The organism is Psychrobacter phenylpyruvicus DSM 7000 = NBRC 102152, from assembly GCF_000685805.1.
Taxonomy (GTDB): Bacteria; Pseudomonadota; Gammaproteobacteria; order Pseudomonadales; family Moraxellaceae; genus Psychrobacter; species Psychrobacter phenylpyruvicus.
The window spans coordinates 65072-81694 of sequence record NZ_JMKP01000003.1; the positions used below are offsets into that span (position 1 = coordinate 65072).

Consider the following 16623-nt stretch of genomic DNA (forward strand, 5'->3'; position numbering starts at 1 on the left):
TAGTTGATAGGCTTGCGCTAAGCTTGCAAAAAGGGTTTTTACGAGCTTTACCAACGAGCGAAACTAAATAATTAATAGCACCATCAACAATTAATTGTGCTATTTTTATACAGACTTACAAGTTGGGCTGAATATTTAACAGATATGTCGATATAGGTTGTAATTCTGTGATGTAAAACTACTATGTTATAAGCTACAGAGTTGCTATCGCCTAAGATATAAAAATGCTATGTTTATAAAAGTGCTATGTTTATAAAATAGTATATCGGCCTAGTGAGTTACATAACAATTAATAATGACACAATCATAAGGATGTTTGAATGAGTCAAAGTATTATTACCACAAAAGAGCAGTTAACCTCGCAGTTTGACTATATGCACAAACTGAGCCGTAAACGTCCTATCAATTCATGGACGGATAGAGAAGCTTTACTTGAAAGTCTTGAGGATATGTTGGCTGAAAGTAAGCAGATTTTCGCTGACGCAATTAGTCAAGACTTCGGTAATCGAAGTAAAGACGAGACTAACTTCGCAGAACTATTTCCAAGTTTCCAAGGGATTGCTCATGCCAAGAAGCATGGCAAGTCTTGGATGAAGACCCGCCGTGTGCCTATCTCAACCCTCTATCGCCCTGCCCATAATGAGATTCAGCCGCAACCTTTAGGGGTGGTGGGTATTATGGTTCCTTGGAACTATCCTCTGTTTTTGGCAGTAGGCCCTATGATAGATGCGTTGACTGCTGGCAACCGCATTATGATTAAAATGAGTGAATCGGCGCCACTATTTGCTGAAGCTTTTGCCGAAGCGGTTTCTCGTCATTTTTCATCTGATGTGGTGTCTGTTGTTGTTGGTGAGGTAGATATAGCTGAGGCATTTAGTGCCTTGCCTTTTGATCATCTGCTTTATACGGGCTCAACCAATGTGGGCAAAAAAGTGATGGCTGTCGCTGCTCCTAACTTGACGCCTGTGACTTTAGAGCTAGGCGGAAAGTCTCCGGTTGTTATATTAGATGAAGTGAATTTAGAAAATGCCGTAAATCGAGTGATGATGGGCAAGACACTAAATGCTGGTCAGACCTGTATTGCGCCTGATTATGTATTGATTAATTCTTCACTGCACAGTAAGTTTGTCAAATTAGCGAAGCAGTGGGTAGAAAAGCACTATCCGAGTATTGCCAATAATGAAGACTATACCCGCATTATTAACGACAGTCAGTTTAAGCGAGTCCAAGGTTATTTAGAACAATTGCCTACTGAGCAGGTTGTTCCATTGACCAATGTGACGGCCAATGCAGAAACTCGTTTAATGCCTCCGGTGATTGTGCTTAATCCAGATCCAGAGAGTGAGGTAATGCAAAACGAGCTTTTTGCACCGGTCTTACCTTTAGTACATGTTAATGGTTTGCGTGACGCAGTCGAATTCGTCAACAGTCGTCCGCGCCCCTTAGCGCTATATATCTTTGGTGAAAATAATGAGGATATTGACTACGTGCGCAATTACACCGTTTCAGGCGGGGTAGCGGTCAATGAAGTCATTATGCATGTGGCCCAACATGAGCTGCCTTTTGGGGGCGTGGGCCATTCAGGTATGGGTGCTTATCATGGAAAAACAGGTTTTGAGCGTTTAAGTCATATGAAACCAGTGTTTGTGCAATCGAAACTTAATGCGATGAGTCTCATGTTACCGCCTTATAGTGAGCTATTTAGAAAAGGACTGAAGTTTTTAATAAAATAGTCAGCTACTAAGTCAATAACTTACTAACTGGTTTTGTAAATCAGTAATCCTATTAATAAAGGCCCTTCTAAAATTTTAGAGGGGCCTTTACTTTAAAAGCTACACTCTGTATTGGTAATTTTTATTAAATTACGGTATAACCGATATATGTGATTTTCGAATCATTTAGACATTTTTACCACAATAATAAAAAATAGGTATTGCTTTGCGCCCATCTAACTCACGTCAACATCACTGTATCAAACACTACTCTTTATTGGGCCTGCTACTGTTGTGTTTCTCCCTATTGTCGTCACCGGCTATAGCAGCTTGTGGGGCGGGCGATAGCAAGCCAGTGAAGTTTGGTTCTTTGACTTGGGAGAGTGGTCAATTTATCTCCTCAGTGCTGCAAACTATTGCAGAGCAGGGCTATGGCTGCGAAACTGAGTTGGTGCCAGGAACTGGGCCTGCCTTAGAAACTGCATTGGCGCAAGATGACATACAAGTCATTGGGGAGCAGTGGATTGGACGTTCGCCGATTATGGAAGAGGCGATTGCAGCAAATAAAGCAGCCGTCATAGGCGATACCTTACAGGGCGGTGCTACCCAAGGTTGGTATGTGCCCAAATATGTACTTGAGGACAATCCTGAGCTTAAGAGCTATCGGGATTTACCCAAATATGCCCATTTATTTACCGATCCTGAAAATCCTTCGAATGCGAGGTTTTTGAACTGTCCTACTGGCTGGACCTGTGAGGTATTTAATACTCATTTGCTCCAAAATACCGGTTTAACCACCCCAAATAGTGAAGGGGTTAAATTCAATAATGTCCACCCTGGTACTGGTGCAGCACTGGATGCGGCGATATCATCTGCCTTTGAGCAGCGTAAACCGCTGTTGTTTTATTACTGGCAGCCCACCGGTCTTATGGCCAAATATGACTTTGCCGAGATTCCTTTTCCCAAGCACGATGAGCAGTGTTGGGATGAGCTGCTTGATGCCGGAAGTCAGACCAAGTGTGTTTCAGGTTTTCCGGTATCGAATCTAGGTGTCGCAGTCTCTACCCCTTTTCTAGACAGTCATCCCGAGCTGGTTACGGCCTTTAAAAAAGTGCAGTTTACCCCCGATATTCTTAACGGTGCTATCTTGCAGATGAGTGAGAGCAAGCGCAGTGGGGAAGAGCAAGCTAAACTGTTTTTACAACAAAACCCGCAGCTTTGGCAGCAGTGGCTAACGCCTGAAGCAGCGCAAAATTTAGCCAATGCGCTTAATGTGTCCTTAGAGGGCGCTGATGGTTCTTTGGCCAATAATTCAGGACAAGCTAACCTCAATAGCAACACCCTTGCCGACTTTAGCTGGTTCCCAGAATGGTCATTTGAAAACCAACTAAATAACTCACTTAGCTACGTAGTCCAAAATTTCGGTGAAGTGTTTCGCTCCATTAGTCACCTCACCTTAACCTATCTACTGTTACCGATAGAAAGGCTAATGCATATTACGCCGCCTTGGCTGATTATTGGCTTGGTAGCGCTACTTGGCTGGCTAGCAACTCGTAAGATTTGGTTTGCGGCCACTTGTGCTATTGGGCTATTTTTAATCGGTGCCTTTGGATTGTGGGCAGCCTTAGTACAGACCTTGGCATTGCTGATTGTCTCGGTGATTGTGACTATGCTGATTGGTATTCCTATGGGCATCTTAATGGCCGGCAGTAACCGCTTGCGTCGGGTGGTGACACCAGTGCTAGATGTGATGCAGACCATGCCAAGTTTCGTTTATCTAATTCCAGTGCTGATGCTATTTGGTATTGGTAAAGTGCCAGCGTTATTTGCCACCGTTATTTATGCTTTGCCGCCGCTGATTCGTCTGACTATGCTTGGTATCAAGCAAGTGCCGCATGAGATGGTAGAGGCGGGCCGCTCTTTTGGCAGTAATCACAAGCAGTTGCTAATTTGGATTAAGCTGCCGCAAGCGCTGCCAAGTATCATGGCTGGTATTAACCAAGCGGTAATGATGTCGTTGTCTATGGTGGTATTGGCTTCAATGATTGGTGCGCCAGGGCTTGGCGAAGATGTACTACAATCCATTCAGACCCTAAATATCGGTCAGGGCTTGCAGGCAGGGACAGCTATTGTAATTATGGCGATTGTTATTGACCGTATTACTCAGGCATTTGGTCAGGGGCGACGGGCGCGTGATGAGCTAAAACACTCAAACCACAATTATAAACAGGCACCCTAAACCACTTTGAAAACCCTACTAAGCTCTTTTTTTATTTTACCTATTTAGCAAAAGATGATCCCATGAGTCACATACGATTAGAGAACGTCAGTAAAGTTTTTGATGCCAGTACCAGTGAAGCTGCCAAAGTGCTTAAGCTATTGGAGCAGGGCATGAGTAGTGCTGAGGTGCGAGAGCAGACCGGCTATTCGGTGGGGCTATATGATATAAATTTAAGTGTTGAGGTGGGCGAACTACACTGTATTATGGGGTTATCAGGTTCCGGTAAGTCAACCTTAATCCGTCATATCAACCGATTAATTGATCCCACTCAAGGCAAAATTTGGATTGATACTCAGCACAGCGCAGGTACGCCCGATTATCTAGATAGTGCCGAGCGATTGTCCGATCAATCCAAAGTTATTAATGTTTTAAGTCTAAGTGATAAGCCACTTCAGAAGTTTCGCCAAAACAACGTCAGTATGGTGTTTCAACACTTTGGTCTGGTGCCGCACATGACTGTAATCCAAAATGTGGCTTATGGACTTCGAGTACGAAAAATGCCTAAGTCCGAGCGTCATGAGATAGCACGGCATTGGCTGTCTGAGGTGGGACTTGAGGGTATAGAGAGTAGCTATCCTGACGAGTTATCAGGGGGTATGCAGCAGCGAGTTGGACTAGCACGAGCCTTGGCTGTGGATACGCCCATCATTTTGATGGATGAGGCCTTCTCGGCACTTGATCCGTTAATCCGAGGTCAATTACAGGACCAGTTACTTGAGTTACAGCACAAGCTGAATAAAACCATTGTGTTTATTACCCATGATATTGACGAGGCGATCAAGCTTGGCAGCCGTATTAGTATCTTAAACGGCGGACGTTTGGTCCAAACAGGTACTCCGCAGCAATTACAGGACAATCCTGCTGATGCTTATGTTGAGCGCTTTATGGTGACTAAAGGGTAGGGTGTCATTTAAATAATATAAGTTTAAATAATATAAGTTTTGAAAAAATCGAAATTTTCGAAGAATAAAAGAGGTTAATTACCATGAAAATATCTTATAAAACCTTTTTTAACCTTATCACTATCACGGCGCTAGTGACGTTTAGTTCAGTAGGCGTAGCGAAAGAGATTAAATCGATTAAGTTTAATCAGGGCAGTGTGGTGGGTAGTGCAACTGGTCAGATTTTATCCGGCAGGCAAGATACTTGGTATCAGTTTAAGGCTGAAAAAGGTCAATATGCTGTGATTAATTTGCTACCAAAAGCAGGTACACCTGAGACGGCCAACGTCGGCGTATTATATATGCCATCCAAGCAGCAAATCGGAGGTAAGGGGGGCATCGTGTACCAAGGCTGTCTTCCGGAGGATGGTAAATATAAATTACGTATTGCACGAAATCTAATGGCAACCGAAAACAAGGTTGCAGGGTATCAAGTAGAAGTGGTTATTTTGCCGCAGTATGCCAGTGAAGGGTTGTGTGATTAACACAGAAGAAAAATAACCCAAGTCTAATAGATATCTACACCTAATTCGTTCAACAAATAGAACTATTAAAACCTATCTAAATTTATACTTATCACAAATCCTCCTTTGCAATAATAACCAACAGTCGCCATTATAGAGATATAGCCTGAAGGTTATGAATATAAATCGCTTAAGCGAAATAGCCTAAGTAAATAAAAAGGTACTGCACCCATGTCACACTCAGCAACTCACATATCCGTTCACAAGCGGCCACAATTAAAGCGCCTTGTGCTATTGACGGGCTTTATTGTAGCTAGCGGCAGCTTGTTGCCTGCCTGTGGCAAAGTGGCTCAAGATAATAATGCTAAGCCCACAGCGGAGTCCTCAAACAGTGGTATTACTGACAGCCGAGATATGCTGCCAAGCGATGTGTTGAATCAATTAAAGGAGTTGCCTCAGCTAACTGAAGGCTTGGGGCAGAATGGCGCTGCGGTGTTGGATACTAATAAACCAACTTTGGTAAAATTTTGGGCAAGTTGGTGTCCCTTGTGCTTAGGGACGCTTGAAGAAACTGAAACGTGGCGAAAAGATGCGGCTTTTGCAGGATTAAATGTACTGACGGTGGCCAGTCCTGGGCATCTCAATGAAAAAGAGACGACAGACTTCACTCAGTGGTATGCAGGGGTACAGGCAGATTATCCTAAGCTGCCTGTATTAATGGACAGCTCGGGTAGCTTAATCAAACAGTTGGGGGTACAGGTCTATCCCAGTTGGGCTATCTTTGATAAGCAGGGTAACTTAGTACGTCTGATTAAAGGTAATTTGAGTGAAGAGCAGGCCTATGCTTTGGCCCAAAACGCAGGTAATGACTTTGCAGCGCTAAAAAATAGCAGCGCTAAACCCACTCAAACAGGCGCGGCTAGCACAGCGAATGCCAAAGCCGATAGCCCTAATAATAAAAATGGGGTCTACTACAATTCTGATGGTGCACCTATTAATACCAAGACTATATATTTGGCAGGGGGCTGCTTCTGGGGATTAGAGGCCTATATGGAGCGTGTCGATGGGGTGGTGGATGCTATATCTGGCTATGCCAATGGCAATCCAAGCCTGACTGACCCAAGTTATGAGCAAGTGATAGCTGGATCTGGTCATGCCGAAACAGTTAAGGTAGTGTATGACACCGATAAAATAGATTTAGAAACTGTTTTAAAGTACTATCTGCGCGTTATCGATCCAACCAGTTTAAACAAACAAGGCAATGACCGTGGTGTCCAGTATCGTACCGGTATCTACTATACCGATGCAGCTGATAAAGAAGTGATTAATAAGGCGCTACAGTCTATTGAGTCCAAATACACTAAGCCTATTGTGGTCGAGCATCAACCGCTAAAAAACTTCTCCTTAGCGGAGGAGTATCACCAAGATTATCTGGCCAAAAATCCTAATGGCTACTGCCATATTGATTTAAGCATGGCGGATGATAAGTTAGCACCCACAGCCAAAGCACCTAAGCTAGCACCTGCCACTACCGTAGCAGAGGCGCTGAACCCAAAGCGTTATGCTAATTTTGATAAAAATGCCTTAAAAAACACCTTAACCAAAGCGCAGTATAACATTACCCAAAAGGCAGGTACCGAGCGTGCCTTTAGTCATGAGTATGATCACTTATTTGCACCTGGTATCTATGTCGATGTGGTCAGTGGTGAGCCCTTGTTTTTATCGACCCATAAGTATGACTCAGGCTGTGGTTGGCCCAGCTTCTGGCAACCTATTGCGCCAGAGGTGATTACTGAGCACAAAGATACTGCCTACAATATGGTGCGTACTGAGGTACGCTCTCGAGTGGCCGACTCGCATTTAGGGCATGTATTCAATGATGGACCAAAAGACAAAACGGGTCTGCGCTACTGTATTAATGGCGGCGCATTGCAGTTTATCCCAGTCGATAAAATGGCGCAGTCAGGATACGGTGTCTTTGTGGACCAAGTAGCATTAAAACCTGTTAAGTAAAAAAACAGCTCATCTGTGCAATGCCAATGACCCGCGATATAAGAAATACAAGAATCTGATTTATGAATTTGTCCTTTAAACGTTTGCAAACCGACTCACTTTTAGTGTTGTCGGTCTTTATTGTTGCTTCTTGTGGCCTAGCTTATGAGCTTATCGCTGGAGCGCTGGCAAGTTATGTGCTGGGTGACTCAGTACTGCAATTTTCTACCATTATCGGTACCTATTTATTTGCAATGGGTATTGGCTCGCATCTGTCGAAGTACGTGCCTGAGGATAAGGTGTTACAACGCTTTATTGAGATTGAGGTATTGGTAGGACTGGTCGGTGGGTTATCTGCTATTGGGCTGTTTTTGGCCTTCGCTTGGTTACCAACCTTCAAGACCATTTTGTATGCGCTAGTGGTGTGTATCGGTACCTTAGTGGGTATGGAAATCCCACTGGTAATGCGCATTTTTAACTCACAAAAGCAGGCTTTCCATGAGCTGGTTAGCCGTGTATTGACCTTTGATTATCTGGGGGCTTTGGCGGTTTCACTATTATTTCCTTTAGTGTTGGCACCGATGCTTGGTTTGGCCCGTTCAGCGGTGCTGTTTGGGATATTGAACGTATTGGTAGCAGGCTGGACCGCTTGGCATTTCTATCCTAAAGTCGCGTTAATTGACAATCAAGGTTTGAATGCTGATGAACAGAAGCAGCAACGTGCAAACCATGCCAAGATAAGAAGTCGGCTGATTGTGCGTATTTTGGTAGCGATGGTGTTGTTGTTGACCGGTTTAATTTTTGCTGATCGCTTGGTGGGATTATCAGAACAAAAGTTATTTAAAGCACCAGTCGTTTTTGCTACAAACTCCCCGTATCAGCGTTTAATTGTCACTGAAAAAAGTGGTCATCTGCAGCTATTCTTAAATGGTAACTTACAGTTTTCTACCCGAGATGAATACCGCTATCATGAGGCTTTAGTGCATCCAATTATGCAGAAGCTTAGCGATAGCACTCGAGCTACTAAGCCAGATTTAAATATACTTATCTTAGGCGGCGGAGATGGGATGGCGGCTCGTGAGGTCTTAAAGTATAAGACTGTGGATCATATTACTTTGGTCGACTTAGATCCGGAGATGACGCAGTTCTTTGCGGAGTCGCCCAGATTTAAAAAGCTTAATGATGATTCGCTAAATAATGCCAAGGTGAGTGTGATAAATGCTGATGCCTATAAGTGGCTCGAGGGAAATGATGAGGTCTTTGATGCCATTATTATTGACTTACCTGATCCATCACATTACAGCTTAGCCAAGCTATATTCTGAACCTATGTACCATATGGTGAAAGACCATTTAACCGCAGAGGGACTGATGGTAGTACAAGCTACTTCGCCTTATTATGCGCCCAAATCTTTTTGGTCAATTGATAAAACGTTGCAGGTTTCTGGGTTTAAGACCACGCCATATCACGCATACGTGCCCTCATTTGGGGAGTGGGGGTTTATAGTGGGTAGTCCGAATGCCTTCTTTACGCCGCCCACACAATATGATTTACCTATGAAGTTTTTGACTCCTTCAGTCAGTCGTGAAATGTTTACATTCCCGCCAGATATGCAGCCGGTTGAGGTGGAGCCAAACACTTTAGATAAGCAAATACTGGTGCATTACTATGTACAAGACTGGTCTGATGAATAGCTTGTTTAGTAATGAGCTTATACCGAATAAAGTCAGTATAGAAATAAAGTAGAACAGCAATAAAGTAAATAAAATAAATGCTGCTATAACGCCGCAACACCTAATGCTAGTAAGTAAGGCTTGGTGGTATTTATTAGCAATTGGTCCTTAGTATTTATTAGCAATTGGTCCTTAGTATTTATTAGCAATTGGTCCTTAGTATTTATTAGCAATTGGTCCTTAGTATTTATTAGCAATAGTAATCTGGGTCGATAACCGTATTAAAATCAACGCCCTAAAATCAAATTAAGTGAGTCAATGAAAAATAGCCTAAGCAATAAAAACAGCCCTAATGTCACTGCAACCAATCGACAGTCAAGTTCACAGGATAACCCTATGACTGGTAAGCACATCTTGGCAGAGTTTTGGCAGTGTCAGTGCGACCCCCAATTATTAACCAGCTCACAGCCTTTACTTGGGCTATTGACCGAAGCGGTAGAGCAGGCGGGGCTAACTTTGGTAGGACATGCGGTACATGAGTTTGAACAGCATGTGGGTGAGGAAGGGGAGCAGGGGATTGGACTCAGTAAAAGTGAGGTTAACTTACAGCAGTCAAGCCAAACTCAAACCAGTGGTGTGACCTTAACTCTACTGCTTGCCGAATCCCATTTGTGTTTGCACACTTGGGGCGAATATCAGACGGTGACATTGGATGTATATGTGTGCAACGTAGCCCATGAAAATAGTGCAAAAGCCGATGCACTATTTAATGCTTGTTTGCAGTTGTTTAAACCAAGTCAACATCACGTTAACACTGTGTCTCGTCAGCATCAGATTCCCAACAACTCTCAACACTAAATAATTAAAATTACTCTATCATGTTATAGAGGGTTTTGGTCTCGAAATAAACTTTGAATACACAGTTGCTTAAGTTTAAACGGCAGTGTTAAGCTGTAAGTTATCTAACCCTTTATAAGTCAAAGCTTAGGACATAACACATGCAAAATTTTGATAGTTTGCAAACGGAGCTGGTTTACTACGCTTTCTACTTCGGTGGCAGTGTGGTGATGCTGGTTTTATTCGCTATTATTTATATGGCCATTACTCCTTATGATGAGATTGCGCTGATCCGTAAAGGTTCAGGTGCGGCCGCCCTGAGCTTTGGTGGTACCATTATCGGCTTTTCACTACCCCTTGCTGCAAGTGCTATCTATAACACCGGCTTCTTGCCCTTTGTCATCTGGAGTGTGGTGGCGATGTTGGTACAAATTACTGGCTATTTTGTCATGGTAAAAGTAATTGGCAATGTGCCAGAGCATATTAGGCTGAATAATATGGCAGTCGGTGGATTACTGGGTGTAAGTGGCTTGGTACTCGGTATTATTAACACCGGTATCTTGTCATAGTTATATCGTAAATAAAGACCATAAATTAAGCATAGAACATACATACAATTTTAAATACACATATAAATCAAAATAAAGGATAAAGATCATGGGCCTTAGAAGTTTTATTAAAAAGCAATTTATTGATGCCATTGAGTGGGATTGGCAAGACGATGATGTACTGATGTGGAAGTTTCCTATGGCGGATAATGAAATCCAAAATGGGGCCTCTTTAACTGTACGTGATGGTCAAGTGGCGGTCTTTATTAATGAAGGTCAAATTGCAGATATCTTTACTGCCGGCCGTTATGAGCTGACTACTGAAACCTTGCCGGTAATGACCAACTTAAGAAACTGGCGTATGGGTTTTGACTCTCCCTTTAAGTCGGACGTGTTATTTTTTAGCACCCGTTTGCAGCAAGGTCGTAAATGGGGCACCACTCAGCCAGTAACTGTACGTGACGCAGATTTTGGTATGGTTCGCCTACGTGCCTTTGGTATGTATTCATACAAAATCAATGATGTGACGCAGTTTTATCAGACCATTACTGGGATGAATGACAGCTACCGCGCTGACCAAATTGAACCGCAGCTGCGTAATCTAATCGTTTCAGATTTGGCATCAGGTCTGGGCCAAAGCCAAGTGCCTTTTATTGATTTGGCAGCCAACCAAGGTCTAATGGCCGATGAGATCAAAAAAGAGTTACAACCAGATTTTGCTAAGTATGGCTTATCGGTTGAGTCCTTTGTGGTTGAAAGCGTGTCATTGCCTGAAGAGCTGCAAAAAACTTTAGACAAGCGTATTTCAATGGGCATGATTGGCGATATGGATGCTTATACCCGTTATCAGGCAGCAGAAGCCATTGAGCATGCGGCTAAGAATGAAGGGGGTGTGGCAGGTATCGGTGCTGGCCTTGGTGTGGGTATGAACATGGGGCAGGTAATGAGTGAGGCCATGGCACCAAAAGCTCAGCTTCAACAAAACTCTCAACCAGCTGCAGCCCCCGAAGCGGCTCCAGTAGACTTTGCGGCTAAGCTTAGTCAATTAAAAGCACTACTTGATCAAGGTCTGATTAGTCAAGAAGATTATGACGAAACAAAAACTAAGATTCTAACTCAGCTGTCTAAATGATTGATAAATCCAACCAGTCTTATAAAGACAATCCGCCGGCGCCCAAGCTGCCTAGTAACTTCAATGTATTGACGTTTACGGCCGCTTGTCCGTCTTGTGGTGCGCCGGTAGAGTTTGCTTCGCCAGGCTCAGTGATGGCAGTGTGTGAATACTGTCAGACCACAGTGCTGCGTGATGGTGAGGCACTAAAGGCCCAAGGTAAACAGTCGCTGACCATTGAGGACTATTCACCGATTCAAATTGGCAGTGTCGGTAGTATTGACGGTACTGATTTTGCGGTGATTGGTCGGGTGCAGCTGCAATACGGTCAAGGCGTATGGAACGAGTGGTATCTGCAGTTCGCTGATGGCAGAATTGGTTGGCTGTCCGAAGCTTTAGGTCTATACACTTTAACCTTAGGAGAGGGCGAGAAAAGCAATCTTCCGGCCTATGATAACTTAGCTATTAATGATAGCATTAGCTTTGAAGGGATTAATTATCAGGTCAGTGATAGGCGCGAAGCTTATGCTATCGCTGGCGAGGGTGAGTTGCCCTTTATCGTAGGTGAAGGTTGGCAAACTTGGGTTATTGATGCCCGTTACAAGCGTAAGTTGATCAGCTTAGACTACGCCCAGTCGGGTAGCAGTCAGTCGCCTGTGGTGCATAAAGGTGAGGCCATTGAATTTGCTGCACTGAACTTTCAGCTGCTGAAAGAGGATAGGCAGCTTAATGAACAAGTGACTGTCAATCAAGCCGGTGCTATGGGGCAAAGCGACTCACAAAGCAAGGTGTCAGATAAAGCCTCAGGCAATAGCGTTAAGATTAGCAAAATTGAGTGCCCCAACTGTGGTAGCCCAATGCCTTATGTAGCAGGCGCTACTGAGTACTTGGTGTGTCCTGCGTGTCATAGCGAAAGCAAGCTGACGGGCAGCACCGCTAAGCTAGTTGCCATGCATTCGACAATGCAGCACTTTGACAGTAGCTTACCATTAGGGGCAAAAGCCCGTATTGCAGCAGAAGACATTGTTGGGGTAAGTGAATTTGCTTTAACCGAGACGCAGCGAGATGCTGCGGCGCAAGGTTATCATGATTATGTGGTTATCGGTATCATGCGCTTACAAGAGGTGGGAGAGTTCGCTTCTTGGACAGAGTATCTGCTATACAGCTTAACCGACGGCTTCTTATGGCTATCTGAGGAGTCTAGAGGATGGTTTGTAGCGAGAGTATTAAGTGAGATGCCAGTCTCTGAACGAGGTCAGTTGCACTATGATGATAGGCAGTGGCGTCAAGTGGATTCGGGCTATCGCAATCGTGTGACCTTTGCGATGGGGGCTTTTAACTGGCAAGTTAAAACCGATGATAGCGATCTGTTAATCGACTATACCTCTGGTGATGAGGTTATTACCTCTGAGCAGACTGAGCGTGAGATTACCTATACCCATGCCATACCTTTGCCTTATCACAAGCTTGAGCAGTGGTTTGGTAGCTACCTTCAGCCTGAGAATACTCATGAGCGAAGTGGCTTTAGTGAAGAGGGTAGCCTAAAAAAAATGCTCACCTGGCACGCTATTTTGCAGATTGCGGTATGGCTACTGGCAGGCGGATCAATTATTGTTGGCATCATTGGCGCTATCTTAATTTACATTATCTACTTTAGAGCCAGTGAAGCTGAAAAAGACTATGTAAGTGCTGAGGTTGAAACTGGGCCTTTTAATTATCATTCGGCAGGTACCCAGGGTATCTCTGTGGTGATTATTGTACTGGCGTTAATTGTAAGCTTTATGATGGGTGTGGCCTCAAAGCCTTCACCTACTGGTCCTAATCCCGATGAGGAGTCTGCTACAAGAGGCGGTGGTGGTATTATCATTATCCCAGGCGGTGTGGGCGGTGGAAGTAATAATAATGGTAGTAATGGCCGTACTGGATATAGTTCAGGTGGCGCTCATAAGTGATATCTGTTCTATAAAATAACTTTGAAATGAGTTCAAAACATCCTAGTACTGTCAAACCCACTAAGCTTACGGTTGGTCATATTGGTGCTGACTTTTGCAGATTGGTTAATCTTTAGTTTTGGTATAAGCATAATATTTAAAAGTGATAGCTAGCTTAAGATGAGAGTTATTCTTGTTTATGATGTCTTTTCATTATTAATATTGTTACAATAAGACTTCTAATACTGCTCTTAAAAGAGGTGGTTATGACGCAACATAGTGATGTTATTGTCGTTGGTGCAGGTCCTGCAGGACTGTGTTTTTGCCGTAGTCTTGCTGCAACTAATTTAAAGATTACTGTTATAGATCCCCATTCTTCAGATGAACTGGCTCACCCACCTTTTGATGGTCGGGAAATAGCCTTAACTCACCCCTCAAAAAAGATATTACAAGATATTGGGGTTTGGCAGCTATTTGCTGATGATGAAATCTATCCTTTAAGGCAGGCTAAGGTTGTTAACGGTGGCTTCGACTATGCCTTACATTTTCCAACACCTAAACAAAATAGTAAGAAGCAAGCCATTGATACTTTGGGATTTTTTGTTTCAAATTACCACATTCGCCGAGCCGCTTATGACAGCGTAGCCAATCAACCAAATATCACTTGGAAATTAAATCATAAAGTACAAACAGCTTATAGTGATAGCGAAAAGGCAACGGTCGTCTTAGATAACGGTGAAACTTTAACTGCCAAACTGCTAGTAGCAGCAGACAGTCGTTTTTCAACCATACGTCGTCAAATGGGCATAGCGAGTGATACATTTGACTTTGGACGCACGGTGATGGTATTTCGCTTAGAGCATGAACTGGCAAATGACCATACTGCTATGGAATGCTTCTTATACGGCTCAACATTGGCATTATTGCCGCTAAGTGATCATGTGACTAACTGTGTGGTGACAATCGATAGTCGCAAGTCGCAGCAGCTTCGCGATATGACAGACGTTGAACTTGCAGAACATATTCGTCAACAACTCAATAACCGATTTGGCAAGATGACTCTGGTAAGTGAAGTGGTTGAGTATCCTTTAGCAGGGGTGCACGCACATCGCTTCTATACTAAGCGCTGTGCTCTGATTGGTGATGCTGCTTGTGGTATGCACCCAGTCACTGCCCAAGGGTTTAATCTTGGATTACAAAGCCAGCACATCTTGAGCAAACTAATCAAAAGATCGTATTATCTAGGTCGTGATATAAGTAGTGATCGTCTATTAAGAGAATATAACTTACGCCATCAAAAAGACACCCGTGTTATTTATCATGGTACTAATGCGATTGTTAAGCTGTTTACCAATGACAAACCACATGCTCGCTTGATGCGAGAAGGTATCTTACATGTCAGTAATAGATTGCCACCCGTTAAACATTTGATTACCCGCCGCTTAACGGGCTAAAGTAACGGATTAATTAGCTAAGCTGTTGTGTGGTGTTGAATGACTTTGGTGCTAAATGTTTTTTATGCTAAATACTTTTTATGCTAAATATTTTTGATATCAAACAACAGGTTTTAGACTGAATAATAATAGGTGCCAATCATTTTGTATGTAATTTTGTATAGAATAACTGCCGTCCTAATGAGAGAGTAGATGCCACTTGGAGGGCAGTATACCTGACATTAGGATAGGCATTTTTTAATACAACTTGCATGCTGTCTAACTGATGAATACTGGCAAATACCGCATCAAAAGGGGAGTCTTGAGGGGATAGCTGCTGTACTGCTTGGTCTGTTTTTGGCAGGGAATCAAGAGAAGTGTGCTGATAGTCTACACTTCCACATATAGCGATCACAGGTAGCTCTGGGTTAATGGCTTTAGTGCGTAATGCCACACCGCTGGCAACCTTGCCCATAGCCGTCTGAGCATCAAGTTTACCTTCGCCGGTAATGACCAAGTCGGCTTTGGCTAAGTGTCTGTCTAGCTCTACCATCTTAGCAATGGTATCAAATCCTGACTTTAATTCAGCTTGGCAATAGGCCATTAATGCGAAGCCTAAACCACCTGCCGCACCGGCGCCCTCAATATGGCTACAATCATCACCGCTAATATAAGTATGGGTCACAGTAGCAAAGTGAGCCAGTGCTTTATCAAGACTGAGTACCTCTTCTACAGTTGCCCCTTTTTGTGGGCCAAAGACATGACTGGCACCGGTAGGCCCACAAAGCGGGCTGGTTACATCGCAGGCTACGCTAATTGTGACGCCAGACAATAGACTCTGCAAAGCTTGATGCTTAATGCTATGTAGCTGATTAAGGTTACCGCCTCCTGGCTTTAATACAGTGCCGGTAGCGTCTTGTAATTTAACCCCCAATGCTTGAAGCATGCCGGCCCCAGCATCATTGGTCGCGCTACCGCCTAAACCAATTAGGATGTTTGTTGCTCCCTGCTGAATTGCATCGACCATCATTTCACCCACGCCGAAGCTACTAGCAAGTAGTGGATTACGCTCCTCCTTGGCCAGTAAGTGCAGGCCACAAGCCTCAGCAATTTCAATGACAGCGATACCATCAACTGTGAGAAAGTATTTCGCAGTTATTGGACGCATCAAGGGGTCGTGTACTTGAAGCTGTTGCCACTGGCCGTGTAAAACATAAGATAAAACGGCAGAGGTGCCTTCACCGCCATCAGCGAGAGGTAGTAAAGTATAGCTGGCCTCTGGAAAGACTTGGCTGAAGCCTTGTTTAATAGCACTGCAGACGTCGATAGCTTCAAGGCTTTCTTTAAATGAGTCGGGTGCGATTAGAATATTCACGACTCAGATGAGGCTGCTTCTGAGTCTTGTTCATTAGTAGTGTCTTGCGCGGCTACTTCTTCATCTTCGCTATCAGCATCTTCATCAAAAGCGGCATCAAGTGCTTGTTGTACCGCTTCAATACGAGCTTGACATACTTTATAAGCCGCGATGGATTGCTCAACGGTATCCATCAGATTATCAATGTCAGGCTCATTTGAGTTTTGTAGCTCCTCGGCATTGGTCTTTAGAATTTGGTAGGCGGCTTTAAAGGTTTTTGGCGCTGTTTTTTTGCGGGTACGTGTGGCCATAATGCAATCCTTATGATAAATCAAAATAATTGTGA

Annotated in this window: 13 protein-coding genes; 11 read left to right on the top strand and 2 right to left on the bottom strand. The window is 43.7% G+C overall.

The features are described 5' to 3' along the window. The first annotated feature begins 320 nt into the window (after positions 1-320). The 11 genes from G561_RS0101800 (at position 321) to ubiM (ending at position 14944) form a co-directional block, all read left to right on the top strand. The gene (locus tag G561_RS0101800) at positions 321-1733 is read left to right on the top strand and encodes a coniferyl aldehyde dehydrogenase (RefSeq protein WP_028858026.1); all 1413 of its coding nucleotides are present in this window, start codon (positions 321-323) and stop codon (positions 1731-1733) included. A 205-nt stretch (positions 1734-1938) separates the two neighbouring features. Continuing rightward, a complete protein-coding gene (locus G561_RS0101805; RefSeq protein ID WP_227674039.1) occupies positions 1939-3951 on the top strand; it encodes a glycine betaine ABC transporter substrate-binding protein in 2013 nt (670 codons plus the stop codon). A gap of 62 nt (positions 3952-4013) precedes the next feature. Beyond that, entirely contained in the window at positions 4014-4895 is an 882-nt protein-coding gene (locus G561_RS13765) for an ATP-binding cassette domain-containing protein (RefSeq protein WP_051584310.1), read from the top strand. A gap of 83 nt (positions 4896-4978) precedes the next feature. Further along, positions 4979-5419 carry a hypothetical protein gene (locus G561_RS0101815; protein ID WP_051584311.1) on the top strand — a complete coding sequence of 147 codons (441 nt, stop codon included), beginning with the start codon at positions 4979-4981 and terminating at the stop codon, positions 5417-5419. Positions 5420-5629: 210 nt separating this feature from the next. Continuing rightward, complete coding sequence (msrAB, locus tag G561_RS0101820; RefSeq protein WP_051584312.1) at positions 5630-7411, top strand: bifunctional peptide-methionine (S)-S-oxide reductase MsrA/peptide-methionine (R)-S-oxide reductase MsrB; 1782 nt, start codon at positions 5630-5632, stop codon at positions 7409-7411. 62 nt (positions 7412-7473) lie between these two features. Beyond that, positions 7474-9084 carry a polyamine aminopropyltransferase gene (locus G561_RS0101825; RefSeq protein WP_051584313.1) on the top strand — a complete coding sequence of 537 codons (1611 nt, stop codon included), beginning with the start codon at positions 7474-7476 and terminating at the stop codon, positions 9082-9084. Positions 9085-9381: 297 nt separating this feature from the next. Further along, positions 9382-9921, top strand: a complete 540-nt coding sequence (locus tag G561_RS0101830; protein ID WP_228707618.1) for an S-adenosylmethionine decarboxylase family protein — start codon at positions 9382-9384, stop codon at positions 9919-9921. 140 nt (positions 9922-10061) lie between these two features. Then, positions 10062-10469, top strand: a complete 408-nt coding sequence (locus G561_RS0101835; RefSeq protein ID WP_051584314.1) for a DUF350 domain-containing protein — start codon at positions 10062-10064, stop codon at positions 10467-10469. Between the two features lie 88 nt (positions 10470-10557). Continuing rightward, positions 10558-11580, top strand: coding sequence for an SPFH domain-containing protein (locus tag G561_RS0101840; protein ID WP_028858033.1), 1023 nt, complete (start codon positions 10558-10560; stop codon positions 11578-11580). Then, positions 11577-13511: a DUF4178 domain-containing protein gene (locus G561_RS0101845; RefSeq protein WP_167667690.1), complete on the top strand. Its 1935-nt coding sequence runs from the start codon at positions 11577-11579 to the stop codon at positions 13509-13511. Before G561_RS0101840 ends, G561_RS0101845 begins: the two co-directional genes overlap by 4 nt. 245 nt (positions 13512-13756) lie before the next feature. Continuing rightward, positions 13757-14944: a 5-demethoxyubiquinol-8 5-hydroxylase UbiM gene (gene ubiM, locus G561_RS0101850; RefSeq protein WP_028858035.1), complete on the top strand. Its 1188-nt coding sequence runs from the start codon at positions 13757-13759 to the stop codon at positions 14942-14944. A 139-nt stretch (positions 14945-15083) separates the two neighbouring features. Here ubiM and G561_RS0101855 read toward each other — a convergent pair whose 3' ends face one another. Beyond that, positions 15084-16298 (bottom strand): glycerate kinase, encoded by a 1215-nt coding sequence (locus G561_RS0101855; protein ID WP_028858036.1) that lies wholly within the window; start codon positions 16296-16298, stop codon positions 15084-15086. Beyond that, on the bottom strand, positions 16295-16588 hold the full coding sequence (xseB, locus tag G561_RS0101860) for an exodeoxyribonuclease VII small subunit (RefSeq protein WP_028858037.1): 294 nt from the start codon (positions 16586-16588) through the stop codon (positions 16295-16297). Before xseB ends, G561_RS0101855 begins: the two co-directional genes overlap by 4 nt. Positions 16589-16623: the final 35 nt, after the last annotated feature.